Genomic DNA, 24,041 nt, shown 5'->3' with positions numbered 1-24,041 from the left:
CCAAATGTTCTGACGACGGACAAATCAGACGTCATTGGCGCGCGGAAACGATATGGTGAATTGAGCACCGCCATCGGGAGGTGTTTGGAGTTTGATAGTGCCGCCGTGAATTTCAACTAGGCGATGAACAATTCCGAGACCAAGACCCGATCCTTCCTGATTCTGCCGATTCTTGCGCCAAAACCTGTCGAAAATGAACGGAATGTCCTTTTCGGATATGCCGGACCCGTGATCACGGATGGACACCTGCGGGCCGGGCCCGGCCCGTACTTCGATCGGCTTATTACCGCTTCCGTGGTAAATTGCATTCTCGATCAGGTTGCGCAGCACGCGGTATATCGCCTCTTCGTGGCCATGAATTTGCGCATCGCCCAAATCTTCGAAGCTGATATCCTGTTCTTTTCCAAGCGCAATCGGTGCCAAGTGGCTGACTGCTCGCTGGGCTATCTCCGCAAGATCAATTCGGTCACCCAGATCGAGCGGGCTTGCGTCGGCCTGTGCCAGATCGAGCAGCTGGTTTACGAGGCGGTTCATCTGTGCATTGTCACGCAACAATTGCTGTTTTTGCTTACCTTCGGGAAGCTCTCCGAGCGAAAGTTGCATGATAGAGAGCGGTGTGCGCAACTCGTGTGCCGCATTGGCAGTGAATGAACGCAGCGTCCCCATGGCGATTTCAAGTCGTGCCAGAGCTCGGTTTACAGCAGTTACGAGTGTTGCGACTTCACGCGGTTCTGACGGCTCTGTAATCCTGAGCGTCATGTTTTCGGGATCGAGTTGATCTACCTGTATTTCCGCTTCTCTGAGAGGTGCGAGCACCCGCCGAACGGCCAGTACATTGAAAAGGAGCATGAGCAGCGAAAGTGGGACCAGGGGCAATGCGACGTGCTGCAAGAGTTCATTCGCTATCACCGGTATGTAAGGCCGGATACCACTCCCTTCGAATTGCATGAAGAGCCACTTGCGCTCGCCATCAATGGTGACCGTCCGTACTCCGGAAATCCTGTAACCTTCCGCTAGCTTTTCGCGTCTGGTCCAGTCCATCAAGTCCCCTTTGACAGGAGATTGATGGATCGAGGCAGAAGGCGCAGGAACGCTTTCGCTCGCCAAGTAGCTGGCGAACCACCTCGATGCGCCCGGCGGACCGGCGAGCAGATTGGTTGCCGCCGTGCCCGAATTGCTGGCCTTGGCTGCCTCCATAGTGAGCAGCTCTTCGGCGAGCGATTGCGGTTGCCTACTGTATGTCGTGATTACGATCGCAATATCGAGTAGGGCAAAGACAAGGGTAAAGAGCGCCAGTCGGGTGGCAATCTGGCGAAACAGCGTTGGCCGCGTGCTCGTCCGGCCGAGCCAGATGTGGTCAGCCGTTGGCAAAGTCGGTCTCGAAGATGGCATAGCCGACGCCGTGCACTGTCTTGATCTGGACCTCGGCGCCGGCTTCCTTTAAATGCCGCCGCAATCGCGACACCGCAGCTTCCATCGCGTTCGGAGTGATGGAGGCATCCATGGAATAGAGGGCGCTTTCAATCGACTGCTTCGCCACCACGTGTCCCGCTCTGCGCAGCAGAATTTCAAGGAGATCGATCTCTCGCGGAGAAAGTTCCGCCGCTTTCGTATCCACTTTGACAGCCCGCTCCGAGGGGAAGAGGGAAACATTTCCGAGCGAAAGGACCGCTTCGAGCGTATGGCCTGGGCGGCGAAGCAAAGCCCGGCAGCGTGCTGCCAGTTCCGGAAGGTGGAAGGGTTTAACGACGTAGTCATCGGCTCCCGCATCAAGCCCGAGAACACGATCATCCAGACCGCTGCGCGCGGTCAGAACAAGTACCGGAACATGGCTCTTGCGTGCCCGCAATCCGCTGACAAATTCCAGCCCGTCACCGTCCGGAAGTCCAAGATCAAGAACGATAAGGTCATAGTCGTAGGTCTCGTATGCATCGTTCGCGCCGTCCAGGGTTTCGCACCAATCTACTGCGAAACCCTGACGTTCGAGCCCATCCCTTACTAGGGTTGCTAAGCGATTATTGTCCTCAACCAGTAACAGGCGCATTGTCCACATCCAATCCTTTGGCGGGCCGCTTGTAGCCTGTTATCATCGACCAGGGCATGTTTTCTCGGTGTCGCACACTTTCAATTATCGCGGCGAGCACGTGGATGATGGCCGCAGCGATTATGATATTGGCCAGCGTTTCATGTACTTCTTCGACCCAGGGTTCGCCCCAGAACTGGTCACTGCCCATCATCCATCCGGTGACGCCCATACCAGCGATGAGCGCCATAAGACCAAGCATCATGACAGCCCCGGCCGGGTTGTGGCCGACATAGCGAGGCTCACGCCGTTTGATCAGCGCAGCAAGGTACGATTTGAGTGATCCGGGCCCAGGGACGAAACTTGAAAACCGTGCATGGCCTCTCGCGACAAATCCCCACCCAATCCGCATGAGCAGTGCGGCGACCATGATGTAGCCGACAATAATATGCGGGTCCTCGACATGACGCAGCACTGTCAGGTTTGCGATGGTCCCAAGCGCCACGGTCCAGTGAAAGATGCGCACCAGCGGATCCCAGACCTTGATCCGGTGGCTTCGCGTCGAAGCCGTGTCCGGCGGCACATCGGCCGCCGGATGCGTCAGAGAAGTGGTCTCTTCCATCGATCAATCCACGTTATTCTGCACGACGGCGCCGGTCACGGGATTGAAGTAGACTTCGGCCCGGCGGCCATCCTTGTTGATGGCGTAGATTTCGTAGCAACTGCCAGAGACCTGGAAGACCTTGATCGTGCGGAAACCCATCTTCGCGATCCGGGCCTTCATCTTTTCCGGCGACATCCACTTGCTTTGCGGCTGGGCGGTGCAAACGGGGCTTGCATAGGCCGTCGAGGAGAAGCCGAGCGCTACAAGTGCGGCCGCGGCAGGGATCAGATATTTCGTTTTCATTATTCTTGCTCCGTTGATCGGGCTGTCACCGCAGCGCCGTCATTCTCAAATGCCCAACACTTCTGACCGATTCCTGACCTGGAATGTCTGTTTTTTCGCTTCTGGGAAGGTAACTTCTTCCCTTGGTCAGTTCGTCGTCAGAAATGAGGCTCAGAAGGGCTTCGGCGTAAGAAAGCGCAGATTTTCTATTGGAGCGATACAATGAAGACTTACGCGAAACTCGGGACTGGCCTTTTGATAGCTACCTGCGCAGCGGCTGCAGCTCTTGCTGCTCCAGCCACACCTTCAAAGGAACTTGCCCCGCAGACCAAGGCCAATCTCGAAGCTGCCATGCATGGCGAGGCTTTCGCCAATCTCAAGTACCTGCGCTATGCGGAACAGGCAGATGCCGCAGGTAAGCCGAAACTCGCCCAGCTGTTCCGCGACTCTGCTTATATCGAAGCGAATGAACATTTCGATCGTGAGGCAGAAGCGCTCCGACTTGGTAGTTCGGACGCCAGCAACCTCGAGGATGCGGTGGCCGGTGAACACTACGAAAATACCAAGATGTACATCGAATTTGCGGATCAGGCAGAAGCAGCGGGCGACCTAAAGGTCGCAGCGATGTTCCGCCAGATCGCTGTCGATGAGGGCGTGCATTACGAGCAGTACAAGGCCGCGCTGGCGAAAATCAAATAATTAGAAAGCCAGCATGTACCGACCGGCTTTCCCCCTAGCCGGTCGGTACAGTCCTATCTCGATTCCTCTCACCATCAGATGCATTTTGTGCCGAATCAACGACTAACGTTCGAATATGGTCTAGTTGACGTGACCTTCACCTTTGCTCCGGCTGGGATTAGAGTCGGGCGGTTATTTTGCGCTTCTACCCAACCTTGAACCACTCGGGCTTAGAGGTTTCCCTTTCCAAGGCTCAGTGGTAGATGGGCTTTTCGCCGCCTCTCGGGTCTTGGCGGTCAAAGTCCTGTCAGCTGCCACTCCGCGGCTCACCCAGAACTCGCTGATCCGAAGCACCGAATTCAATCTGCAAGCCACAGCTCGTGACTGTCGATCCGCAGTTTGGTAATTGCGCGCATGGCTTCAGCACGGGCTTCGGCTTCGATGCGGAAGGCATCATGCACCATACGCTCTGCCAGCAGAAGGTCGGCCAGGTCGATCTCGCCCAGCTGCTGCCCACGGCGCAGCTTTTCTAACGCGGCCATCTGCGCCGCGACCGTTTCGCGCGACCGCTGCCAGGCGGCGATGCGATAGCGTGCCTCGGCGACATCGGCATTGGCGGTTTCCTGCACCGCAAAGCGGGCCAGCTGTTCCTCGGCCCGGGCGGCGGAGGCTCCGGCCCCGGCTTCATCGGCCAGTGCCTTGCGGTGCCCGCCCCCTAGCGGGAGCGAGAATACCAAACCTGCGCCACGCTCGGCCCCGCTGCGTTCTGAAAACAGCCGCAGGCCGATGGACGGGTCGGCCATGCGGTCCTTGCTAGCTCGCGCCGCGACCGCCTCCATCCGCCGGGCTTCTGCCTCCGCGGCGGCGATCTCATGGCTGTTGCTGATCACGTGGTCACGCAGTTGCGACAACTGCGCATCGGCAATTTCGGGTAGCGGCACTTCGGGCGCTTCAGCCGGCAGGGCCAGTGCCGGGAAATGGGTCTCCAGCCGCGTGCGGGCAAGCGTAGCGAGGCCGGAGGACTGCTCCGCTGCAAGGCGGGCGGATGCCAGCGCGGCATTGGCCTGGTCGACATCGAGCTGAGCCGCATCACGCAACTCCATCCGCCGGGTCACGGCAGCGAGCGCCTTCTCGTAATTCGCCACAGCGGCGCGATCGACCCGCGCCTGGGCCGAGGCGGAAAGCCAGTCGAACCAGTGCATCGCCAGCAGCAGTGCAGCCTGGTGGCGCGCATCCTCGGCGAGGTTGGACGCGGCCTCGATGCCATAGGCTCCGATCTCCCGGTCGAGCCTTGCTTTTCCCGGCAGGCGGAAGGCCCGGCTCAGCTGGGCATCATATTCATCGAACTCGCCTTCGCGGTCGACCGAGCGACGGACAAAGCTGCCGCTGAAGGTGAATTCTTGCGGGCCCTTCTTGAGGCCTTCCGCGCGTGCCTCCGCCGCCTGCAACCGCGCCCGGGCGGCGGCGACGCTGGGGTGGTCATCGAGGGCGACAGCGACAGCAGCTTCATCGGGCAGGCCCGGTTCGGCAGCCAGCGGAGCTGCAAGGGCAAGCAGAGGTAGGAGGAAGGTCAGGCGGCGCATATCAATCCTCCACCGGGTGCAGCATGTCGCCTGCTTCGCGTTCCTGGGCACTTTCGCCGAAGCGTTCGTAGAGGATCGGCAGCAGCACCAGCGTCAGCAGCGTGGCAGAGACCAGCCCGCCGATGACGACAATGGCGAGCGGTTTCTGGATTTCCGAACCGGGCCCTGTGGCGAACAACAGCGGGACCAGCCCGAAGGCGGCAATGCTGGCGGTCATCAGCACCGGACGCAGTCGCCGCTCGGCCCCGCGGCGGACAGCTTCGGAGAGTGGCATGCCTGCCTCGCGCAACTGGCGGAAATAGGTCACCATGACGAGCCCGTTGAGCACGGCAATGCCGAGCAGGGCGATGAAGCCGACCGATGCCGGAACAGATAGATACTCCCCGGAAATCGCCAGCGCGATCATCCCACCAACGACTGCGAAAGGGATATTGGTGAGGATCAGCAGCGAAGCCCGTACCGAGCCCAGAGTGAAATAAAGGATTGCGAAGATCAGCAGGATCGAGATCGGCAGCACAACCGCCAGCCGAGCCGAAGCACGCTGCTGATTTTCGAACTGGCCGCCCCATTCGAGGCGATAGCCCTGCGGCAGGGTAACATTGGCGGCGATATCGGCCTTCGCGTCCTCGACATAGCCGACAAGGTCGCGGCCCGAGACGAAGGCCTGCACCATGGCATAGCGCGAGCCGTTCTCGTGCTCCAGCTTGACCGGCCCTTCGACCTGGCTGACCTGCGCGACATCGCTGGCGCGGACGAGCTGGCCCGAGGGGGATCGATAGACGAGGTCGGCGAAGCCTTGCGCGGTCAGCCCCTGTGCCCCCTCACCCTTGAGGACAATCGGCACGCGGCGCACACCGTCGGCGACGATGCCGGTACGCACGCCTTCGACCTGTGCCCGCATCATGTCCTGCAGGTCGGATACCGGCATGCCGACACGGCCGGCAGCAACGCGGTCGATATCTACCAGCAGGTAGTCAACCTGGTCATTGGCGACAGTCATCGCTTCACTGGTGCCGTCGATTGTTTCCAGCCGTGCCTGTATCTCCCCTGCCAGCCGAGACAGCTCGGAAAGGTCCGGGCCGAACAGCTTGATCGCCAGGTCGCCGCGCGCGCCGGTCAGCATTTCCGAGGTGCGCATGTCAATCGGCTGGGTAAAGGTCGGCTCGATACCGGGGAATTGCTCGAGCACCTTGCGCAGTTCGTCCAGCAGCCATATCTTGTCCTGCACCCGCCATTTTTCGCGCGGCTTGAGCTTGAGGAAGCTGTCGGTCTCGTTTGGACTCATCGGGTCGAGGCCGAGTTCGTCTGAGCCGACGCGGGCGATCACCGCTTCGACTTCAGGCACCTGCTCCAGAATGGCGCGCTGCACCTTCATGTCGCCCTCGACGCTGTGCTCGATGGAGATTGACGGCAGCTTGGTAAGCTGGACGATGATCGAGCCTTCATCCATCACCGGCAGGAAAGTCTTGCCGGTGATGCTGTAGGCACCAACCGTCAGTGCAAGACCGATCCCGGCGATGGTGAACACCCGCTTCTTGTGCGCGAAGGCACCAGCAAGCAGCGCTGAATAGCGCGGCGAGATCTGGCGCATCAGCCACGGTTCGTGATGGCCGCCGTCGCCAGCCGGCTTCACCTTGAGGACGTAGAACGCAACCACCGGGATCAGCGTCAGCGAGAGCACCAGCGCCGATGCCAGCGCCAGCACGATGGTAAGCGCCACGGGGGCAAACAGCTTACCCTCGAGCCCTTCCAGAGTCAGCAGTGGCAGGAACACCAGCGCAATGATGGCGAGGCCGGAAGCCACCGGCTTGGCCACCTCCGCAGCGGCGATGAAGACATTGTGCAGCTTGCTGCTCTTGGCGTGCCTCGGGTCAGACAGCCGCTCGACAACGTTCTCGACCACCACAACCGCGCCATCAACGAGAATCCCGACGGCAATGGCCAGTCCGCCGAGGCTCATCAGGTTGGCGCTGAGGCCAATCGAGCGCATGAAGATGAAAGTCAGCAGCGCCGCCATCGGCAGGGCCAGGGCAACGATGATCGAGGCCCGGATATCGCCGAGGAACAGCAGCAGCAGGATGATGACCAGCACGGTCGCCTCCAGCAATGCGTCCTCCACCGTCCCGACCGCGCGGGTAATGAGATCAGAGCGGTCATAGAAAACGTCAACGCTCATGCCTTCGGGCAAACTCGGCTGGATCTCCTCGAGTCGCGTCTTGACTCCGGCCACAACCTGGCTGGCGTCTGCACCACGCAGGGCAATGACCAGTCCTTCGACTGCCTCGCCCTTGCCATTCTTGGTCACAGCGCCGTAGCGGGTGAGGCTACCGGTGCGAACACTGGCGACATCGCCAACGCGCACCACCATGCCATTGTCCGATTTGACGACCACGGCGGCAAGGTCTTCCAGCGTGCGGATGGCACCGGTCGAACGGACAATGAGCGATTCCTCGCCACTGGTCAGCCGCCCCGCACCATCGTTGCGGTTGCTCATCTCGATAGCGTCGGCGAGGTCGGCGGTGGAGAGCCCCGCCGCCGCCAGCGCTGCCGCATTGGGCGCAACCTCGAAGGTCTCGACATAGCCGCCCAGCGCATTGACATCGGCCACGCCCGGCACGGTGCGCAGCGCCGGGCGAACCGTCCAGTCCAGCACCTTGCGCTTTTCCGCCAGCGACTGCGGGCCTTCGAGCGTGAACATGAACATCTCGGACAACGGAGTAGAGATCGGCGCCAGCCCGCCTTCAACCGTTGCGGGCATGTCACCCATCACGGCTGTCAGCCGCTCGGCCACCTGCTGGCGCGCCCAATAAATGTCAGTGCTATCCTTGAAGTCGATGGTAATGTCGGCAATCGCGTACTTGGCCATCGAGCGCAGGGTGGTCTGCTCGGGGATTCCAAGCATCTCCATCTCGATCGGAGTCACAACACGGCTTTCCACCTCTTCCGGGGTCATGCCGGGGGCCTTCAGGATGATCTTGACTTGCGTGGTGCTGATATCGGGGAAAGCATCGATCGGCAGCCTGGCAAAGGACCATGCGCCGATGCCTGCCAGCACCAGCGCCAGCGCGATCACCGCGAGGCGCAGGTTGAGCGCCTTTTCAACCAGAGTATGCAGCATGCCGGGTTACTCCGCGCTCATGGCCTTGAGTTCGGCGATGCTGCTGGCCGCGACAATTTCGCCCGCCTTCAACCCGTCGACGATCACGGCTTGCTCGCTGGTGGTGGCAGCAACCGTGACCTTGCGCGCTTCGTAGGTCTTGCCCTTGCGGACAAAGACATGATCCACGCCGCCGATCTTGGTGACGGCATTGGCCGGGACGGCAATACCCCTGGCACCGCCATTCCCCTTGATCGTCACGCTGACATTGCGCCCGGCGACGATGCCGGGGGCTGCACCAATGCTCGCGCGGGCGAGCACGGACCGCGTGGCGGGATCGATCGAGGGAGACACCGCGAGTATCTGCCCCCCCACCAGGACGGGATCGCCACCCTCGCTTGCCAGCATGATCTCGACCGGCATGCTAGGGCGAACTTCCTTGGCGAGCCGTTCGGGCAACTGCAGTTCGACCTGATAGGAGCCTTCAGCCTCGATCACGAAGGGGGCTTCCATCCCGTCGACAGGACCGCCGGTTTCCGTGCCCACATGCGCCACCCGGCCGGAAATCGGGGCGCTCAATGTCATCATGCCATCAGGCCCAACGCCGCCGAGCGAAGCCAGCCGTCGCTGTTCGGCGAGGCTGGCGCGGGCTTGCGCCAGTGCGGCCCTGGCTTCGTCGGCGCGCGCCTGCGCGATGATACCTTCATCGGCAAGCTGGGAAAGGCGCTTGACCCGGGCTTCCGTCAGCCCGACTTCGGACTGGGCCCGGGCCAGGTTTCCGCGAATCTGTACCGGCTCGGCCGAGCGCACGAGGGCCAGCGGCTGGCCTCGGCGCACCGCCTGGCCTTCTATGACATAGACCCGCACGGCTGCACCGGGGAACGGGGCTGTCACCGCGACCCGGGCTTCAGGTGGCAGGATCACGATCCCGGGAACCGTACCGAGCGGCAGGTTGGCAATGTCACGCGCCTTCGCCGTCTTGATCGCAAGACCTGCCACCGGATCGGCAGCGGCATCCACAGGCGCGTCCGTTTCAGCGGTGTCGGAACAGGCCGGCAGCGCTGCAAGCGCAGCCATCATGGCGAGAGGGGCGAGAATGCGAGGGTTCATGCCGCCCCTTTGCTTTACGAAGCTGACAGCAACTTGTCAGTTTGGCAGGTTGTTGTCAGTTTTGCCTGTCACACCGCGCCTCATTGCGGAGGAATACCCCAGCCATGCGCCTGTTGCTTGTTGAAGACGATCCTGAACTCGGCCGGCGGCTGAGCGATCGCCTGCGCGGATCGGGCTTCGCGGTCGAGCTGGCCACCAGCCGCAACGACGCCGAAGACTGGCCCGATGTCGACAAGATGGGTGCCATCATCCTCGATCTTGGCCTGCCCGATGGTGACGGGCTCGACCTGCTGCGCCAATGGCGCGATGCGCGGGTCGAGACGCCGATATTGATTCTGACAGCGCGGGGCAGCTGGCAGGACAAGGTCGAAGGGCTCAATGCCGGAGCCGACGATTTCGTGGTCAAGCCGGTCCGGTTCGAGGAACTGCAGGCGCGGCTCAACGCGCTGTTCCGCCGCCAGCAGGGGTCGCGCAGCAATGTTCTGGAGGCCGGCGACCTGAGCCTCGATCCCGTGGCCCGCACTGTCGCGCAAGGCGGCAGGGCAGTGGCCGTGAGCAAGCAGGAATTCCGCTTGCTGCACCTGTTCATGCGGCGTGCCGGGCAAGTGATGTCGCAGGCCGAAATCCTCGACGACCTCTACGAACTCGATGCCGAGCGCGAGCTCAACACCGTCGAGGTTCTGGTCGGACGGCTGCGGCGCAAGATCGGGCGGACGCGGATCGTTACCATGCGCGGCATGGGTTACAGGTTCGACCGATGACCGGGCTTCCCGCTGCCGGCAGCCTTCGGCTGCGCTTCCTCCTCCCTGTAACGCTGTGGGTTGTGCTTGGTATCGGCGCAATATGGTTCTCTGCCGTCGGCGTATTCCGCACGCATATCGAGGCATCCTATCACGAGGAACTGGAAGTCCATGTGCGCGAGCTTGGCCGCCTGGTGGTCGTCCAGCCCGATGGCTCGATCAGCCTGTCTCGCCCGCTGTCCGATCCGCGGTACGAAGAACCGCTGTCGGGCTTCTATTGGCAGATTTCCGCAGACGGCCAGCATACGCTGCGCTCGGAATCGATGACCCGCGGTTCGCTCGATGAACATATCGCCCATTCATCGGAGATCCTGCACACCCTCGAGCGAGGCCCCACCGGCCCGGCCATAACTTATGGTTTCACGCGCAAGGGGCCAAATGGCGAGGACATCCATTTCGTCATTGCCACCGACGAGAGCGAACTTGACCGACTGGAGAACCGCTTCATTCGCGACCTGTCCGTGTGGCTGGTCGGGCTTGCTGCCCTATTGCTAGCAACGGGGCTGGCGATCATCACCTTCGGCCTGCATCCGCTTGACCGGCTGTCGCGGGCTATCGGTCGGCTGCGGCGCGGCGAAGCTCAGGAGCTGGAGGGCGAATATCCAGCCGAAATTGCTCCGCTAGTGACGGATCTCAACGCCTATTTGCACCAGAATGCCGAGATGGTTGCAAGGAGCCGTGTGCAGGCGGGTAACCTGGCCCATTCGCTGCGTACCCCCTTGGCGGTCATCACCGACGAAGCCGAGCGGCTCGCCGAAAACAGTGCGTGCGCAGGTTCCTCGAAGGTATTGCTCGACCAGACACGCATGATGGCACAGCAAATCGAGTTCCAGCTTGCCCGTGCACGTTCGTCCACCGGGCAGCCCTATAGCGCGCGCTGGGTAAGGCTGCCGGATGTGGCAGAGCCGATCCTGCGGGCCATGCAGCGGCTGCATCCTGACAAGCACTTCACGCTATACATGCAAGGATGCGAGGGGTTGGAAATGCCGCTCGATGAAGTCGACTACTCGGAACTGCTGTCAATCCTGCTCGACAATGCAGGCAAGTGGGCGGCGCGCGAAGTTGGGCTGGAGTTTTCCTGCCGACCCGATGGCTCTGTTGCTGCGACCATCCGTGACGATGGACCAGGCATGAGCGAAGAGCAGCGTGCGCAGGCATTCGAGATCGGCAGCCGCTTCGACAGCCAGAAAAGTGGATCAGGTCTTGGTCTTGCAATTGCCCGGGATCTCGCAAGTTCGCTGGGGCTTTCGCTCGATCTCGAAAATACGCCTGACGGCTTCGCCGCGGCCGTCCGCTTCTAGGCGACTTCGATCGATTGATGAACGACCGAATTTGGGGCGCAAGGCGGTCATCTCAGGAGTGAAAAGGTAGTGCCTCCCCTGCCCCACGCCGGTCACTTCTGTTCGAGTCCTCAAGCGGGACTCGAACTGACGTCAATATCGGGACCTTTGCGACGCATTCGGCTACGGAAAGGCTGGACCAAGCCGTTGCACTAGCGTGGCAATCCGGCTGTGAGCCGCAGATCCCAACTGGGGGTATCGCCTAATTCTCCACTGCCCAAGAATACCCCCAAAATACCCCCACTAAGGCCCCGGCTTCAAGCGAACACATGCGGACGCATACGGCTCCAAGCGGACTGGCGTGGTAGCACATCTGTGATTGTAATCAGTGATTTGGACCAAGAACCCGGACACATACGGACGCAAGCGAACCCATGCGGACGCTATTTCCTGGTAGCGGAGGAGGGACTCGAATCAAACGAGAATTTTAGTTATTTATCAGTACATTAAAAATTCACACTGCACGGAATGCCCCCAATAAGGCCCCAAAAGTGCGGTGCTTGGGGTGATTCCCCTTGTGGGGAAAGCTGCAATTTCATCGTGCGCCTGACAATCAGAAATAATACCCTGTTCTGTCATAGCCGAGGGGCAACCTGAGGCATCCGCCTATCGACCTCTTGTTCAACTGCCTCGTCGATGGTCGTTCTCCATCCATCTTCATCACCCATAGACAACTCTAACCACCTGGAATCGTCTCCGCGAAGATATGTGGCTAGGTTCGGGCTTTTGTAAACGTGGACGCCTGATTCCTCGCCATCTTTATCGCCAATCGTCATCCATGATAGGCTTTCAACTTCACCACTGCCTTCATTTTTGACTATAAGACTGGGATTCCCATACTTTTCAATCGCCGCTTTGACGAATAAATTATACGATATCTGTGAGGAGAGCCGGTACTCAGCAGAAAGCACTACAGCACCCTTCGGGGTTGAAACAAATGACACAATTATATCACTTCCATCACTGCTGCGGGCTGTGATTTTACTGACATAGCCGTGCGAACATTCATCAAAGCTCGATCCAATCATGCCATGTGGTTGCTCGGCCCAAAATTCATATGGGTTTCCAGATTTATCTTTTCGGCCTTGTCTAGCCCAAACCCCGATTATAACTGCGTCCTCAAAGCCACATGTTGCAATATCAACATCGCCATTCCCACCCACATATAGTTCATTGGTGGATGAGGCAGCCACTCTCAGCAAATCCTGTGCTGAAAGAGTCTTTTTCACACCATGTAAATATACATCTCGGGAGCCAACGTAATATCCATGCGCTTGAAGTGCGCCCAGAGATTCCTCCGGGGACATCTTTAATCGAACGCCTCCAACTTCAAACCGCAGAATTTCATCTTTTGTATACCAGTGCACATCAGACTGCGTCGACGCTTCGCGATCTATCGGTTGAGCCAATGATTGAGTGCTAATCGCACAGATCGCCGCCACTCCACCCAAAACTTTTATTGCAGAATTCCTTCGCATCATTGCCCTACCCCTCCCATAAGCTCGTTGAGATCGTGGCGCTCTTCAACAACTGGCTTTTCTCTCAGGGCAGGACTTGCCTCTCTCTCAGACGGGCGCGCTTCTGCCGACGGCGCACCATTCGCGGTATTGGGTTGAGGCACCTGAGGCAGAGGTGTATCCGCTACCGGTCTGTCAGATGGAAAGTCTGCGCTGGTGAGTTTGTATCTTACAGGGGTTCCAGTTTGCCACCCGCAATCCTGCGCCACTTTTACAACGGCACTGTCCTTCAGGTTGACCTGAATGGTGTGAGTTCCATGCGAGTTTTCTAGCTTCATCGCCAGCCGTGAAGGCATAACCTTTAATAGCCTATCTGAGATTTTCATCATATCGAATATATTTATACTCCGGACCCCAGACGAGTCCGAAACCGTCATATTGTTCCCGACCAAATAATCAAACCTGTATCTATATTCATTGTTGAATTTCGACTCGTTAAATCTTTCAACCGGAGAAACTGCCCCTGCGTCATCCAAGTTGTATATCAACTCCGAGACATATTCATCGCCATCCAGTTGAGAATCGCGTTCATTGGATGAATAATACGATCCAATGTTGATCCACATAACAGGACCCTCACATGAAATTTTTATGTCAATTATGCTACTAGGAGACGTTTGGTCCTTAACTTGCACCTGCGATGAACTCGTATCGATCCCTAAAACCGGATCATGCGATTTGCTGTAAATCCAACCAATTTCGGTGGGCTGAGAGCACGCGGATAAAAGTGCAAGTACCGAGCATTGACCGAATTGTTTCATTTTACTGCCGCACCATAACCCCGAATAACACCGATATTATTTTGCCGATAAGGCAAAAATGTCTTCGGGAGAACTGATGGAAACATCCTGCTTGTCCTGAGGTATCTCCTGATACCCTAGCGACTTGGCATCATTTGGGAAATGCCCATCGCCCTTATGGCAGGTTTCTGCATAGATGGATTGAGAGTTCTCCAATATTCCGGGGACGCCATTGATAAAATCCAATACATCAACCTGCCACCCGCCGTCAGCTTTCAACATTGTGGCCGGCAAAATCGTTGAACAAAAAACATAAACATCGTGAGGGGTTTTCTCCCATTGAATAGCCGACCCGGTGCTCGCGGACGTTCCTCCACGTAAGGTTAGTTTAATCAATTTCCCATTTAGGCCACCGCCGATTACTTCTCGGCGCAGTTCTTGCGTATAGCTGCACTCGTCCATATAGCACCGACCTTCTTGAACCTCCGCAGGGGGAGTCGGCGCGTCAGTCTCGTGGGCTCGCTTTGCTACGGTAGATCCACTGCTTTGGCTTGCGCTCTGCATATCAGGAGTGTCCTCACTATTCCCGGCTGCGATGCGAGAACACCCCATCAGCAAAGCCACGAAAATAATGCAGGCGCATCGCATCATGCTCACGCCTTTTCCTGAAGATTTATTCCTCATATTTATCGGCTTACGGCCGCCCCCATGTTGATTTGAAACACAAGTAAATGGGCCACTAGTCACTGTCAACGAATGCAAATTCCGACCGTCGAAGCCCAATCTATCCCAACCCGGCCCCCAACGTCTTCCCCGCTGCTGGCGTCGGAATGGCAGCCTGCGCGATGGCGGTTTGTACCTGACCGGCCCGCTCCCCAATGGCCGACACCAGCTTGGCCCGGTCATTGGTGAAGATCGCGACCGAATCTTTGGCGCGGGAAATGCCGACATAGAATGACTTCTGGTCGATCAGGTTGGTGGCCTTGCTGTCGGCGTGGATGATGACGTGATCGGCGGTGCGCCCTTGGGCGGCAAAGGCTGTTTCGACATAGGCATGGGCAATGTGTTGGTCGCGGGCAGCATCAAGGCTCAACGTCTGGGTCTGGCCGCGCGGGTTACGAACCTCCGCCGTGCGTGCCTCTGCGTCAATCGCGGTCACTTCGCCGCGCGCGCCGTTGGTCCGCCCCACCTCGCGGTCGTTGCGGGTGAACCGGATGCGGTCGCCGGTTTTGAGTTCGAGCGACTGCGGCGAGAATGTCTGGCTGTTGCCAGCGCCCCATTGCCGCAAGCGCCAATCTACCTCGCGCCCGTCTTCTGATTTCAAGATGATGGCGGATTTCGCGGGGGCAATGCTCTCGACGCGATAGGCTTCGCCGCGTGCAATGCCTTTGTCGGCATAGTCACGGGTGAACCGGACCACATCGCCCTTGTCGTAACTCAACGGATCGCGGGCTTCGGCGCGGGTCAGCCCCTTGTTGGCGAGGCTCTGCATGGTCACGGCGGGGCCGGTCAGCGCGCCGGATTTGGCAAGCGCAGCCCGAATGTCAGCGGTCAGCGCGTCACGTCCTTCGCGTGACGGCTCAATAACAAGGGTGCGGGCGCGGCTGGCTTTGTCCAGCTTGGCATACTGCTCGGCGATAGCCGCGAACCGCTCGGCGCGGTCGGCATTCTCGACAATTTTGCCGCCGCCACGATCCAGTGCGGCGAGCGCCTTGCGAACGTCCCCTTCGATGGATGCCAACACAGCGTCCTTGGTTGCCGTGTTGGTCTGCCGCACGATCTCGCCCAGCTTGGCGGTTTCCATGCCCGCGCCCTGTAACTGCGCGAAGGCCGCGCCAGCCTCGACCGATCCAAGTTGCTTCACGTCGCCCACGAGGATGACGCGGGCGTTCTGCTTCTCGGCCAGGTCGAACAGTCTAGCCGTATCGCGTGCCGATAACAGCGATGCCTCGTCCACGATCCACGCGGCGGGCTGGCCCTGACTTGGCCGCTCCGGCGATAGCAAGTGCCGGGCAACGGTATCGCTGCGCGCGCCCAAGGCTTCGCCCAGCACCATCGCCGCCGATGCCGTGGGCGCAAGCGCAACTACGCGCACGCCACGCGCCTCCGCCTCGCGGGCAAAGGTCGCCAGAACGGTGGTGGTCTTGGCGGTGCCAGCATAGCCTTGTAACGCGGTGATGCGGTTGCGGCTGGTCAATAGCTGCTCGGTGGCGGCGCGCTGGTCGGCATTCCACCCAAAGCCCGCGCGCGCTCCCTGCGCCGATGCGCAGGCGACGGCCTTGGCGGCGGCAAGCGGTGTGGTGATAGGGGACAAGGTGCCACGTCCCTCCGCCTCGATCCGCAGCATCTTGGCTTCGGTTTCAACATTCTGACGGGTGGTGAACCCGGCAAACTCAGCGCCGCGCCGGTCGATGTGGGTGCGGTCGATCAATTCGCCCTGCTTGGTAGCCGCCGCGATGGCCTCCCCGATTTGCGCATAGCTGACCTTGCCCAGCCCGACGCGCCCGGCTTCCTCGTGTAGCGCCGCAGCGGAAAATACCGATTGCCGCTCGCCCAGCTTGTCGGCGGCATGGGCGACGGCGCGGCTTGCCGCGCTATCGCCCTGCAATTCGATGGTGGCGCGGTGGTCGTTGCTGGCCGCTACGCCCTCAGCCTCCCGGACCATTGCCAGCCTCGCCTCTGGCCCGAACCCGGCTGCGGTGGCGGTATCGCGCCAGTCCGCCACAAGCGCCGCAGGATCGGCGGCAACCTTGGCCTGCCGGGTGTCGAGCGCGGCAATCTGCTTTTCGGCGGCGCTGGCCTCGTCGCGGGACGTGCCGCGCTTCCCAAGCGCGGTCTCGATCTCGGCGCTGCGGGTGCTGAACGCGGCCATGACCTCGGGCGAAACGCCCTTGATCTCGAACATGGAACCTTTGCCCCCCTCGATCTCATAGCCCAGTTCGCGCACCTTCAAGGCCAGTTCCTGCCGGTAGATCGCACCAATCTGCTTTTGCAGTTGGTAGATCGCGCGCGGTTCAAGGCTGCGCCATGTGCCGTCCTCGCCCTTGGTGGCATTGAGAATGACATTGTGGGTGTGAAGCTGCGGGTCTTGCGCCCGGCTGGTCCCGTGCTGGAAACTGGCGACGACAAGATTGCCGGTGGCTGTGCGGTTTACCGCGCCGCCGTCACGGATGCGGGTTGCCGCCATATGGCTCTCGACATGGGCAAGTGCGGTTTTCACCGCTGCCCCGTGCGCCGCGATCAATCGCCGGTCGCCCGCCACCTCGGCCATGATCGACACGGACTTTGGCGCGCTCAAGGTCACGTCCCATCCGGGGCGGTGTTCCAGCTTGCCGTCGCGCGTGGTTCCCAACTGCTGGTCGGCAACTTTGCCATCCAGCAGTTCGCGGAACTGGTCGCGGTCAACATCACCAGAGAGGCCCAACTCCTCCGCGCCTTTGCCTTGCCATTCTGATGGGGACTCGCCGCTCTCGGCATAATATTCGCCAGCGGACTCGTAGTAGCTGGCAGCCTGACCCGAACTGGTCAGGGCGGACACGGATGCAACCATCATACTGGTCCCTTGCTGGAGGGCGATGGCTTCGGCTGCGGCACAGCCTTTGGCGCGGTCGCCTCTGGCTGCTTCCAGTGGGTAGCCTTAACATCGCCGGGGACATAGCCCGGCTGACGGGCGGACCCGCGCCGCGTGATATGATCGGCGGTCAGCCTGATCCGTGCGACCGGCAAGCCGTCCGGGAACAGCAAGTAGCCCTCGAACTTGGGCAGGCGCAGTTCGCTTTCCAGTATGGCCGGGCGCATCTTGCGGATTTTGCCCAGCGTGGTCCGGGGCTTGTCGTCGCCGTCTGCCAGCGCGTCGGTCATGGTCTGAATCTCGACCTCGCATTCACCGATGGTCTGGCTGGCCCAGACACGGGTTTCGCTATCGATGGTTTGCAGGAACAGTTTAGTGTTGCAGCAGCCCAGCATGGCTTCGGCGATCTTTGGACCATAGCGATGCTGCATCTGGCCCAGCGCCTGAAAGGTCAGCACCACGGCGGCACCGAACTTTCGGCCCTCGGGCAAGAGCCGCGCCAGATTATCGACGCGGGGTAAATCGGCCAGCTCGTCCAGCACGAACCAGATGCGCCGGTCGGGCGATGGGGGAAGGCCCAGCACGGCGCTGGCCGCGCATTCCAGCCAGCAGGCGAGCAAGGGCTTCGACGCCTCGAAATAGTCCTCCTTGCGCGGCACAAATATCCACGGTTTCGCGCCCTTGCGCTTGTCCAGCCCGTGTATGAAATCCCGGAATGCGAAGGGTGTCCCGCCGCTGCCATCAACTCTCAGAAACTGGATAAGGTCGGCGGCCTTCGCGAGCATGAACAGCACGCTGCCTGTCGCCCGGTCGGCATCATCGGCAAAGGTCCGCGCCGATGAACTGCCTGCCAGCCACGTTTTCAGGTCATCCTTGGTCCGGTCCTGCAAGGCGTGCAGCAAAGCGGGCAAGGTGGCGTTGCCTTCGCGCCAGAGCGCTCGGATCATGTTAGCGACAAGGATGCGGCTGGTGTCGAGCCACACGTCGCTGTCATGTTGCCCTGTCTCGGTAATGAGCTGGCGGGCAATGCGGTCGGCGTCGGCGGGGTGGGCAATCTCGGCGAAGGGCGACCAGTAGGCGCACCGGGCATCGAACGGGTTCAGGATCACGTCGCCGCGTTCGGGCTGGTAGTAATGCGCGACGAACTCGCCGCTGGTGTCATAGACCAAGGCGGCTTCGCCCCGCGCTTCGATCCCGTCGAGCATCTGGCGCAAGGCGGTGGTCTTGCCGCTGCCGGTCGTGCCGATCATCGCCACGTGCCGGGTTTCGAGCCTGCCGGGAATAGGAACGGTGCCAATGCGCAAGGCATCAGGCTGCGCCTCTATGATGGTCAACTTCGCCAGCGCTGCCTCGCTCGTCACCAGCGTTCCGGCGATAACGCGGTCACGCAACGCGCGTTCGCGCCGCCGGGCGATGGCTCCGCGCAACAGGAACAAGCTCGCCAGCCATCCGCCAAAGCCCAGCGAGCATCCCCAAATCCCATAGGCAAAGACGGCGTGCGCCGCACTGCCGTAATAGGGATGCGCGGCAACTGCGCGCGCCGGAACGGCATAGGCTTGGCCGTCCTGGCTTATGGTTATGGCAGGATCGACCGCCGTGCCAGCCGCAAACCATACCTTTGCCTTGGCGACGGCAAATGTGCCCGCCGCCTGCATCGCCTGCTGATCCAACGCCACATAGGGCGTTGCGATTGCGCCCATTGCGATGGACGCCAGCATGATACCGGCCTGTCGCCGGAAGCGCGCGGCCTGATTGTTGCGGTTGTGGCGGCGTAGGGCATCAGCATGGGCGCGCCGGTCGTGAGACTGGTTCATTCCCGGCCCTCCTGCGCGCGCCGCCGCTGGCGGTCATAGGCTGCGTTGATCTCGGCGGTGACGGCCTCATCAGACGTTCGCGCACCCAACGCCGCATGGCGCGCATAACAATAGGCAGCGCAGGCGGTGAACAGTGCGCGGTCAAGCATCCGCTCGACATCGACCATGCGGGTGCTGACCGATGCCAGTTCGGCGAGCATTTCCTGATTGCTGGTGTCGCGTGTTGGAGGGTTTATCTGCGCAGCAATTCCGGCTTTCACACTGCGCTGAAGCATCGCGTAAACGCTGATCTTTTGCCTCTCGGCCAGCGTTCGAAGCGCTTTGTCCACTGCAATGGGCAGGCGGACAGAATGATGGACGGGTCTCATGCCGCCACCTCCCTGAGGGTGCGCAGCGCACCCTCGAAAAACGCAGCAAGCGCGCGGTTCTGGAGATTGGCCGTTGCCGCGCACCCTCGGCGCACCCTCGAAAACTGGCGGAATTGCGCCATGCACCCGTGCGTGAGGTGTGTATCTGAATTGCTGGCTCGATGCGTAGCATCGCAGCCCCTCAACCTTGCCTTTGAGATTGTCAGGTCAGTCATGGTCCTGCCCTTTCCGGCAAGTGTCGCAAGGGGCGTCGGTCAGTTCGCTGGGACGGCAATCTTGGCTATCATCGGTGGCGGTAGTGCCTGATGCGGAAATCTGCTCGCCAGATGTCCGAACGGCGATCAACGCTTTGGCTTTCCGGTCGGCGCTGCGCCGGTCGAAATGCTCTGGTACGGGCGGCAAGGCGTTTAGATCATGATCCCGCACCCATGCCCGAATGACGTCTTCTATCACCTGCTGCATCTTCTTACGCAGCGCCTGAGCCTCGAACGGATCGAGATGGGCGGTAACGCCGGGTGACAGGATCAAACCGCCAAGTGGGAGCCAATCACGGCCAGCGATCTGCCAAGGCCCGTCAATCCGGCAACGAGAGGTGTCGCCCTGATAGGAAGCAATGGGAGGTCGTTCGGCTTCATGCCATGAGATTAGCGCAGTGCGGTATGTGTCACCGTCCTCGCCCTCAGCGAGCAACTTGTTGATGATCGGTATCGCGTAGCAGGCGGTGCGATACTCGGCGGTAAAGCGCAGATTGACCTTCCGGCCAGTCCAGATGAAATCGGCAAGCCGATCCATGGCGCGGTGGAAAATGGACATGGGGCATCCTTTCGTGAAATCACGATTGCGGGTGTTCGTGAGGTTCGGGGGAGCAGGTGCGAAGCGGCCCGCCCATCAATCAGGCTGGGGCCGTGGAGCGCCTGCGGGTCAAATGTTGGCTCGGGATTGCGCCAACCGTTTGATGGACTCGGTGGTCAGCAGGGTTCGCCTGCCGATCTTGATCGCATCAAGCCTGCCGGATTTGAGCAAGGTGTAAACCGACGAACGCCCGATGCCGAGCGCCTTGGCAGTATCGTTGATTGAGATTGCCAGTAGTTCCATGTGCGTCTCCTTGGTTGCCGACTCGCAGCGAGAGACATGCCAAGTTGCACAGGGATACCAGTGGGTCTTCCAGCAATGGGAAGGTCGCAGAAATCCGCCAATGATCGCTGAAACAGAAATGTCAGGCGCTGTTCAAAAATGCGAGGACGGCTCCGAAAAAGAAAGCCCGCCGGTTAGCCTCCGCCAATCGCAGACGAATTTTGCAGATGATCGAAGATTTTTTCCGCATAGGGCGACAACTGGTCGCTGCGCGGCACATCGCCGGTTGCGTCGGCGTTGGCCTCGAACCAGTCGGCAAGCCATTCCTTGATCGCGCGGACGGATGCCGTCCGGTCGTTCAGGTCCAGTGCGTCTAGCCGGGTATCGCCGATCAGGGCGATAATCGCCTCGGCATAGCGGTATTTGCTGTTTCGGCCCGGCCCGCCTTTGCGCTTCGGCTTGCCCATGGCTAGCATTTTATCAACGTCATTGCGGTGCAAGAAAATGTCGCCGGGAAGGGAATGGCCTGTTCGAAAGCGCATCACCAACGCCCGGTCTGCGCTGTGTTCAGAGAACAGGAAATAGCGCAGCCTGCCGAAAAACTGCCTACGATTGAGGAACACCCGCCGTTTGCCAAAGCGCGATATGTAGTAGGCGCGTGGGCCTGATGCCTTTTGCAGACAGCCAAGAAATTCTTCAAAATGCCGGTCTGACGCGTGAGACAGGGGCAGTGGTGCGTCCGGGGTCTTAAAGCCGTATTGGTAAAGCTGCCGCCAGATATGCGGTGCCGCCGTTGCGGTAAGGGTCGCCAGCGTGAGGACGGAAAACAGGTTTGCCGATCTGGTGTTCGCTGAAAGAAGGAGGCCGATAAGGAAAATGACGAACAAAAATCCGAATGCCATGCTGACGACGAACGCCATATTATAATATCGCGCGAACGGCAGCTTCGCTTGTCTGATAACAACGGCATTGGCTTTCAAGCCTTCGTCCAAGTCGTCAGACGTGAATTGCGCCAAGGCCCGCCAAAGCGGCACGTTTTCGGAATCATCCCCGTCCGCGAAGACTTTCCATCCTTCACCGGGGATGCCTGTCATCTGTTTCCACCTTCCCGCAACTCGTCCAGATAATCGCTCCACCACTGCGCCATTGCAACACGCTCGGCCCAATAAGCAGATTGATTATATATGCGCCGTATCTCGCCAGAAACCATATGCGCCAATGCCCGCTCGATGGCGTCGGGGTTCCACTTGCCGGATTCGTTCAACAGCGAGGATGCGGAAGTTCGGAAACCGTGCGTGGTCATTTGCTCCTTGGTATAACCCATGCGCCGCAACGCGGCGGTGACCGTATTTTCGGAGATTGGCCGCGCGCGTGTTCTGACCGATGGGAAAACGTATTTCCCCTTGCCGGTCAGTCCCTGCATACTTTTCAGAATTGCGAGCGCCTGCCAGGATAACGGCACTGCATGGGGTTGCCTCATTTTCATTTTGTCAGACGGAAGCGTCCAGACCGCCTTCTCAAAATTGATCTCGGCCCATTCCATCTGCCGCAGCTCGCCGGGGCGCTGGAACAGGTGCGGTGTCAGCTTGAGCGCGTGCATCACTGCCGGGTCGCCTGAATAGTCCTCAATCGCGCGCAGCAACCCGCCGAATGCTGTTGGCTCGGTGATGGCAGCGAAATGCTTAACCCTCGGCTGTATGAGTGCCCCCAAGAGCAACTGCGCCGGGTCACGCTCGGCTCTCGTCGTTGCAGCGGCATATCGGAATACGCGACTGGCAAACGAACGCATCCGTTTGGCCGTTTCCAACCGTCCCCGGCGCTCGTGATGCTTCAACTCGTGCAACAGCTCTGCCGGGGTGATCTCCGCGACCGGCCTGCGCCCGAAGTCCGGGCCAAGCAATTTCAGCAGCCAAGTATATTTTTCGAGCGTTCGCGGGGACACGCCTTCCTTCTCCCGCTTCGCAATCAATTCTTCGGCTACGCTGGCGAAGCTGTTGCCCGCCCGCATACTCGCCTCAATCCGAGCCTGTCGCTTGGCAACATTCGGATCAACCGCGTGGGCAAGTTGCCTGCGGGCTGCATCACGCGCCGTGCGGGCTTCGGCCAGAGTGATCTCCGGGTAGGCCCCAAGCGCCAGTTTACGTTCCGCGCCGTTTATGCGGTATTTGACCCGCCACAGCTTGCTGCCCCTTGGGTTGACCAGCAGATACAGCCCTTGTGAGTCAGCGACTTTGTAGGGCTTTTCCTTGGGTTTGGCATTTCGGATCGCGGTATCAGTCAGCGCCATTGGGGGCCTCGATTCTGCGGGGGCCTCGCAAGGCCCCCAAATTAGGCCCCCATCTTCCACGATTGCAGGCAGACAAAGGCAATCGCTGACAACCAACGACTGCCCTTAAACTAACGGAAATCAGGGATTTTTTCAACTGTTCGCACGCTTCGGCAAACAGGAAATTGGTAGCGGAGGAGGGACTTGAACCCCCGACACGCGGATTATGATGACGCGATATCGCCTCAAACAACGCGGCGAAATCGACAGAAAACTGCCGATCTCTCACTTCTAATTGCAGGTTATCGGTCGGTCAACATCACAAATCATAGCACAATTCCATGAGTAGCCATCCGATGACGTCGCACGATCCGAGCCATTCTTAAGTACGTCAGCCTGCCCGTTAGCATCGGGTTTTGCGGGCCTCGGAAATTGCGATCGCCCGATTGTAGCCTTGCATAGTGTCACCACAACGCTCGTGAATCGAGCCACCGCTCGACCTCTTCAAGTTTGAAGCGCGGACGAGGAACCAAACCGCGGCCAAGGTCATATTCGGCTGGAAAGCCATCCGGCCGAGCACGTCGGTAGCGATCGATAGTTCGTCGGGAGACTCGAGCTATAGCGGCGAACTCCTCGACCGTGATAAATTGGATTCGTTGCGTAGAAAGACGCGAATTGTCCATCCCGCTACACCGTGGCGCGACTGAATGATGCTGCGAGGAACGGCAAATATTTCATTGGCATCAAACCTCCCTCAGCGCCGCCACATCAACTGTGCCGACTTTCCATCATCATCAGGAAACAGCGCAGCGCTTATAGGTCGCACGAAACTCGGATCATCGATACGCAACCGCAAATAGTCGCGCCCCGTCTCATCCCTTGTGCAGGCTTCCCAAGCGTCGCCGATCCTCTGCGGGCCGAGCATCACACGGAAGTCCGGAGCGTTATCTGAAGAACGATTGTCATTGGGGACAAGCCGCAACCGTTCGTTGGTACCGAGCGTACGCAGGTTGCCTTCCCAGCCTCCCGCCTTCGAGGGTTTGAAGATACCGATGACCGACATAGGCTAGCCCTCCCCCGGCTGTTCCCTGCGCGCCTTGGCAAAGGCGCGATCGCTGGCCAGGAATCTGTCGAGCATGGCGGGCACAAGGTCCGCCACTTCGGCCTTGTCGCC

Annotated in this window: 22 protein-coding genes; 3 read left to right on the top strand and 19 right to left on the bottom strand. The window is 59.9% G+C overall.

The window, feature by feature from the left end; genetic code table 11:
* Nucleotides 1-24: 24 nt before the first annotated feature.
* Genes CV013_RS15230 through CV013_RS15215 form a run of 4 tightly spaced genes read right to left on the bottom strand, consistent with a single transcriptional unit; the run spans nt 25 to nt 2,930 of the window.
* Nucleotides 25-1,371 carry a HAMP domain-containing sensor histidine kinase gene (locus CV013_RS15230; RefSeq protein WP_232806611.1) on the bottom strand — a complete coding sequence of 449 codons (1,347 nt, stop codon included), beginning with the start codon at nt 1,369-1,371 and terminating at the stop codon, nt 25-27.
* Nucleotides 1,358-2,044, bottom strand: a complete 687-nt coding sequence (locus CV013_RS15225) for a response regulator transcription factor (protein WP_102156558.1) — start codon at nt 2,042-2,044, stop codon at nt 1,358-1,360. The genes CV013_RS15230 and CV013_RS15225 overlap by 14 nt, the downstream gene beginning before the upstream one ends.
* Entirely contained in the window at nt 2,025-2,645 is a 621-nt protein-coding gene (locus CV013_RS15220; protein ID WP_102156557.1) for a cytochrome b/b6 domain-containing protein, read from the bottom strand. The genes CV013_RS15225 and CV013_RS15220 overlap by 20 nt, the downstream gene beginning before the upstream one ends.
* A 3-nt stretch (nt 2,646-2,648) precedes the next feature.
* The gene (locus tag CV013_RS15215; protein ID WP_102156556.1) at nt 2,649-2,930 is read right to left on the bottom strand and encodes a PepSY domain-containing protein; all 282 of its coding nucleotides are present in this window, start codon (nt 2,928-2,930) and stop codon (nt 2,649-2,651) included.
* Nucleotides 2,931-3,131: 201 nt separating this feature from the next.
* Between CV013_RS15215 and CV013_RS15210 the strand changes: the two genes are divergently transcribed.
* The gene (locus CV013_RS15210; RefSeq protein ID WP_102156555.1) at nt 3,132-3,608 is read left to right on the top strand and encodes a rubrerythrin family protein; all 477 of its coding nucleotides are present in this window, start codon (nt 3,132-3,134) and stop codon (nt 3,606-3,608) included.
* Nucleotides 3,609-3,946: 338 nt separating this feature from the next.
* Here the strand turns inward: CV013_RS15210 and CV013_RS15205 are convergent, their stop codons facing one another.
* From CV013_RS15205 to CV013_RS15195, 3 genes are read right to left on the bottom strand one after another with little or no spacing between them, the layout of a single operon-like run.
* Complete coding sequence (locus tag CV013_RS15205) at nt 3,947-5,170, bottom strand: TolC family protein (protein ID WP_102156554.1); 1,224 nt, start codon at nt 5,168-5,170, stop codon at nt 3,947-3,949.
* A gap of 1 nt (nt 5,171) precedes the next feature.
* Complete coding sequence (locus CV013_RS15200; protein ID WP_102156553.1) at nt 5,172-8,288, bottom strand: efflux RND transporter permease subunit; 3,117 nt, start codon at nt 8,286-8,288, stop codon at nt 5,172-5,174.
* Nucleotides 8,289-8,294: 6 nt separating this feature from the next.
* Nucleotides 8,295-9,377, bottom strand: a complete 1,083-nt coding sequence (locus CV013_RS15195; protein WP_102156552.1) for an efflux RND transporter periplasmic adaptor subunit — start codon at nt 9,375-9,377, stop codon at nt 8,295-8,297.
* A 104-nt stretch (nt 9,378-9,481) separates the two neighbouring features.
* On the opposite strand from CV013_RS15195, the gene CV013_RS15190 reads away from it, so the two are divergent.
* Both CV013_RS15190 and CV013_RS15185 read left to right on the top strand, forming a co-directional pair.
* Complete coding sequence (locus CV013_RS15190; protein WP_102156551.1) at nt 9,482-10,138, top strand: response regulator; 657 nt, start codon at nt 9,482-9,484, stop codon at nt 10,136-10,138.
* Between the two features lie 152 nt (nt 10,139-10,290).
* Nucleotides 10,291-11,478 (top strand): sensor histidine kinase, encoded by a 1,188-nt coding sequence (locus CV013_RS15185; protein WP_157935793.1) that lies wholly within the window; start codon nt 10,291-10,293, stop codon nt 11,476-11,478.
* Nucleotides 11,479-12,092: 614 nt separating this feature from the next.
* On the opposite strand, the gene CV013_RS15600 is transcribed toward CV013_RS15185, so the two are convergent.
* The 12 genes from CV013_RS15600 to CV013_RS15120 form a co-directional block, all read right to left on the bottom strand.
* Complete coding sequence (locus tag CV013_RS15600; protein WP_123640041.1) at nt 12,093-12,998, bottom strand: hypothetical protein; 906 nt, start codon at nt 12,996-12,998, stop codon at nt 12,093-12,095.
* Nucleotides 12,995-13,795 (bottom strand): hypothetical protein, encoded by an 801-nt coding sequence (locus CV013_RS15175; protein WP_123640040.1) that lies wholly within the window; start codon nt 13,793-13,795, stop codon nt 12,995-12,997. The genes CV013_RS15600 and CV013_RS15175 overlap by 4 nt, the downstream gene beginning before the upstream one ends.
* A gap of 36 nt (nt 13,796-13,831) precedes the next feature.
* Nucleotides 13,832-14,458, bottom strand: coding sequence for a hypothetical protein (locus CV013_RS15170; protein ID WP_157935792.1), 627 nt, complete (start codon nt 14,456-14,458; stop codon nt 13,832-13,834).
* A 100-nt stretch (nt 14,459-14,558) separates the two neighbouring features.
* On the bottom strand, nt 14,559-17,327 hold the full coding sequence (mobF, locus tag CV013_RS15165) for a MobF family relaxase (RefSeq protein ID WP_321196997.1): 2,769 nt from the start codon (nt 17,325-17,327) through the stop codon (nt 14,559-14,561).
* Nucleotides 17,324-19,159 (bottom strand): type IV secretion system DNA-binding domain-containing protein, encoded by a 1,836-nt coding sequence (locus CV013_RS15160; RefSeq protein WP_102156545.1) that lies wholly within the window; start codon nt 19,157-19,159, stop codon nt 17,324-17,326. Before CV013_RS15160 ends, mobF begins: the two co-directional genes overlap by 4 nt.
* Nucleotides 19,156-19,527, bottom strand: coding sequence for a hypothetical protein (locus tag CV013_RS15155; protein WP_102156544.1), 372 nt, complete (start codon nt 19,525-19,527; stop codon nt 19,156-19,158). Before CV013_RS15155 ends, CV013_RS15160 begins: the two co-directional genes overlap by 4 nt.
* Nucleotides 19,528-19,734: 207 nt before the next feature.
* Complete coding sequence (locus CV013_RS15145) at nt 19,735-20,319, bottom strand: hypothetical protein (protein ID WP_198591886.1); 585 nt, start codon at nt 20,317-20,319, stop codon at nt 19,735-19,737.
* A gap of 129 nt (nt 20,320-20,448) precedes the next feature.
* On the bottom strand, nt 20,449-20,622 hold the full coding sequence (locus tag CV013_RS15140) for a helix-turn-helix domain-containing protein (protein WP_102156542.1): 174 nt from the start codon (nt 20,620-20,622) through the stop codon (nt 20,449-20,451).
* Between the two features lie 173 nt (nt 20,623-20,795).
* Nucleotides 20,796-21,695 carry a hypothetical protein gene (locus CV013_RS15135; protein WP_102156541.1) on the bottom strand — a complete coding sequence of 300 codons (900 nt, stop codon included), beginning with the start codon at nt 21,693-21,695 and terminating at the stop codon, nt 20,796-20,798.
* A complete protein-coding gene (locus CV013_RS15130) occupies nt 21,692-22,888 on the bottom strand; it encodes a tyrosine-type recombinase/integrase (RefSeq protein WP_102156540.1) in 1,197 nt (398 codons plus the stop codon). The genes CV013_RS15135 and CV013_RS15130 overlap by 4 nt, the downstream gene beginning before the upstream one ends.
* 733 nt (nt 22,889-23,621) lie before the next feature.
* Nucleotides 23,622-23,930, bottom strand: a complete 309-nt coding sequence (locus CV013_RS15125; protein ID WP_102156539.1) for a DUF736 domain-containing protein — start codon at nt 23,928-23,930, stop codon at nt 23,622-23,624.
* Between the two features lie 3 nt (nt 23,931-23,933).
* On the bottom strand, nt 23,934-24,041 hold a 108-nt coding region (locus CV013_RS15120), incomplete at its 5' end, for a DUF2274 domain-containing protein (protein WP_157935791.1).

Source organism: Tsuneonella flava (assembly GCF_002870965.1).
Taxonomy (GTDB): Bacteria; Pseudomonadota; Alphaproteobacteria; order Sphingomonadales; family Sphingomonadaceae; genus Tsuneonella; species Tsuneonella flava.
The sequence above is the reverse complement of the archived record's forward strand: the minus strand, read 5'-3'. Positions and strand labels throughout refer to the sequence as shown.

What these genes read in the sequence shown, in the direction of transcription:
- CV013_RS15140 (WP_102156542.1), bottom strand. Translation starts at nt 20,622, where the DNA reads ATGGAACTACTGGCAATCTCAATCAACGATACTGCCAAGGCGCTCGGC.
- CV013_RS15145 (WP_198591886.1), bottom strand. Translation starts at nt 20,319, where the DNA reads ATGGATCGGCTTGCCGATTTCATCTGGACTGGCCGGAAGGTCAATCTG.
- CV013_RS15210 (WP_102156555.1), top strand. Translation starts at nt 3,132, where the DNA reads ATGAAGACTTACGCGAAACTCGGGACTGGCCTTTTGATAGCTACCTGC.
- CV013_RS15135 (WP_102156541.1), bottom strand. Translation starts at nt 21,695, where the DNA reads ATGACAGGCATCCCCGGTGAAGGATGGAAAGTCTTCGCGGACGGGGAT.
- CV013_RS15175 (WP_123640040.1), bottom strand. Translation starts at nt 13,795, where the DNA reads ATGAAACAATTCGGTCAATGCTCGGTACTTGCACTTTTATCCGCGTGC.
- CV013_RS15190 (WP_102156551.1), top strand. Translation starts at nt 9,482, where the DNA reads ATGCGCCTGTTGCTTGTTGAAGACGATCCTGAACTCGGCCGGCGGCTG.
- CV013_RS15225 (WP_102156558.1), bottom strand. Translation starts at nt 2,044, where the DNA reads ATGCGCCTGTTACTGGTTGAGGACAATAATCGCTTAGCAACCCTAGTA.
- mobF (WP_321196997.1), bottom strand. Translation starts at nt 17,327, where the DNA reads ATGATGGTTGCATCCGTGTCCGCCCTGACCAGTTCGGGTCAGGCTGCC.
- CV013_RS15160 (WP_102156545.1), bottom strand. Translation starts at nt 19,159, where the DNA reads ATGAACCAGTCTCACGACCGGCGCGCCCATGCTGATGCCCTACGCCGC.
- CV013_RS15220 (WP_102156557.1), bottom strand. Translation starts at nt 2,645, where the DNA reads ATGGAAGAGACCACTTCTCTGACGCATCCGGCGGCCGATGTGCCGCCG.
- CV013_RS15125 (WP_102156539.1), bottom strand. Translation starts at nt 23,930, where the DNA reads ATGTCGGTCATCGGTATCTTCAAACCCTCGAAGGCGGGAGGCTGGGAA.
- CV013_RS15600 (WP_123640041.1), bottom strand. Translation starts at nt 12,998, where the DNA reads ATGATGCGAAGGAATTCTGCAATAAAAGTTTTGGGTGGAGTGGCGGCG.
- CV013_RS15195 (WP_102156552.1), bottom strand. Translation starts at nt 9,377, where the DNA reads ATGAACCCTCGCATTCTCGCCCCTCTCGCCATGATGGCTGCGCTTGCA.
- CV013_RS15130 (WP_102156540.1), bottom strand. Translation starts at nt 22,888, where the DNA reads ATGGCGCTGACTGATACCGCGATCCGAAATGCCAAACCCAAGGAAAAG.
- CV013_RS15205 (WP_102156554.1), bottom strand. Translation starts at nt 5,170, where the DNA reads ATGCGCCGCCTGACCTTCCTCCTACCTCTGCTTGCCCTTGCAGCTCCG.
- CV013_RS15200 (WP_102156553.1), bottom strand. Translation starts at nt 8,288, where the DNA reads ATGCTGCATACTCTGGTTGAAAAGGCGCTCAACCTGCGCCTCGCGGTG.
- CV013_RS15170 (WP_157935792.1), bottom strand. Translation starts at nt 14,458, where the DNA reads ATGAGGAATAAATCTTCAGGAAAAGGCGTGAGCATGATGCGATGCGCC.
- CV013_RS15155 (WP_102156544.1), bottom strand. Translation starts at nt 19,527, where the DNA reads ATGAGACCCGTCCATCATTCTGTCCGCCTGCCCATTGCAGTGGACAAA.
- CV013_RS15215 (WP_102156556.1), bottom strand. Translation starts at nt 2,930, where the DNA reads ATGAAAACGAAATATCTGATCCCTGCCGCGGCCGCACTTGTAGCGCTC.